At 42.9% G+C, this 1,449-nt stretch carries 1 protein-coding gene; it reads left to right on the top strand.

From position 1 onward, the window contains the following. The coding region (locus ACTQ46_RS11060; protein ID WP_441749882.1) for an IS256 family transposase at positions 1 to 1,210 on the top strand (1,210 nt) is incomplete at its 5' end. Positions 1,211 to 1,449 lie beyond the last annotated feature (239 nt).

Below are 1,449 nucleotides of genomic sequence, written 5' to 3'. Positions count from 1 at the left end.
GGCTCAATTAAATATTACACTGGATACTGAACTTTTGCACGGACTTTTTACAAAAGAAACAAAGGATGAAGCATTTTCTAAACTACTTGAAGAAATATTTAATCAGGTTCTCATCGCCCAATCCACTGAGCAGCTTGGTGCAGAGCCCTACGAACGTTCTGATGACCGCAGAGCCTATCGTAACGGCTTCAGGGACAGAGAACTTACCACAAGGGTTGGAACTCTTACACTTCGTGTTCCAAGGCACAGAAATGGCAATTTCAGCACCACCATGTTTGAAAGATACCAGCGCAGTGAGCAGGCCCTTGTCCTCTCTATGATCGAGATGGTAATCAACGGTGTCTCAACAAGAAAAATCGAGAACATAACCGAAGAGCTTTGTGGTAAATCATTTTCAAAATCCATGGTCTCGGACTTATGCAAAAAACTTGATCCTGTTGTTGAAGCCTTCAGGAACAGACCACTTACTTGCGAATATCCATTTCTGATGGTTGATGCCATCTACATCAAAGCCAGGGACAACCACCGGGTAAGGAGCAAAAGCCTCCTGATAGCAATAGGCGTCAATGAGGAAGGATACCGTGAAATCATAGGCTTTCACCTGTCAGAAAGCGAATCAGAAACAAGCTGGGATGAGTTCTTTATCTCCCTCAAGCAAAGAGGACTTAGATCACCAAGGCTAATCACATCAGACAGCCACAAAGGTCTTGTCAAAGCCATAAACAAGCAGTTTCAAGGATCAAGCTGGCAAAGATGTCAAACACACTTTTCAAGAAACCTCTTGGACAAGACACCAAAGTCAGTTCAACCGGAGCTAAAGGAAGACATCCGCAAAGTGTATGAAGCTGTTGATATGGATAGTGCAAGAGCAGCTAAAAACCATATCCTAAATAAATATGAATCAAAAGCTCCAAAGGCAATGGAATTGCTCGATGAAGGCTTTGATGATATAACTGCAGTCCTTAGCTTGCCTTTAAGATACAGAAAGAGATTAAGAACAAGCAATGGCATTGAAAGGCTCAACCAGGAAATCCGAAGAAGAGAAAGAGTCATACGAATATTCCCAAATGAAGCATCGGCAATCAGGCTTATTGGAGCCCTATTGATAGAGCAGGATGAAAAGTGGTCCACAGGCCGTAAATACTTTGAAATGGATGTCTACTACAACTCACTCATCCAAGATGAGAAAACAGAAAATCAGGTTGCTTAGCTCGCTATTTATTTCACGGTCCTATTGACAGTGAGCCTCTAACGCCATGGCAGGTGGCATCAGCGGCATCACTCTATTTTGGATGCAATCAATGGAGTCCATGATGCCGCAATGGAAAGTCTACCATGGCGATATCTCACTATCAATAGGCTTTCGCGGCATAAACCGCTCGATTAGGCTGGATGATTGACCACAAAATGATACCCGAGGAATTTACACACTAATATGGACTTGACTAT

Source organism: Gallicola sp. Sow4_E12 (assembly GCF_052116305.1).
GTDB lineage: Bacteria > Bacillota > Clostridia > Tissierellales > Peptoniphilaceae > JBQKLI01.
Note: the sequence above shows the minus strand (reverse complement) of the source record. Positions and strands in the feature narration are given on the sequence as shown.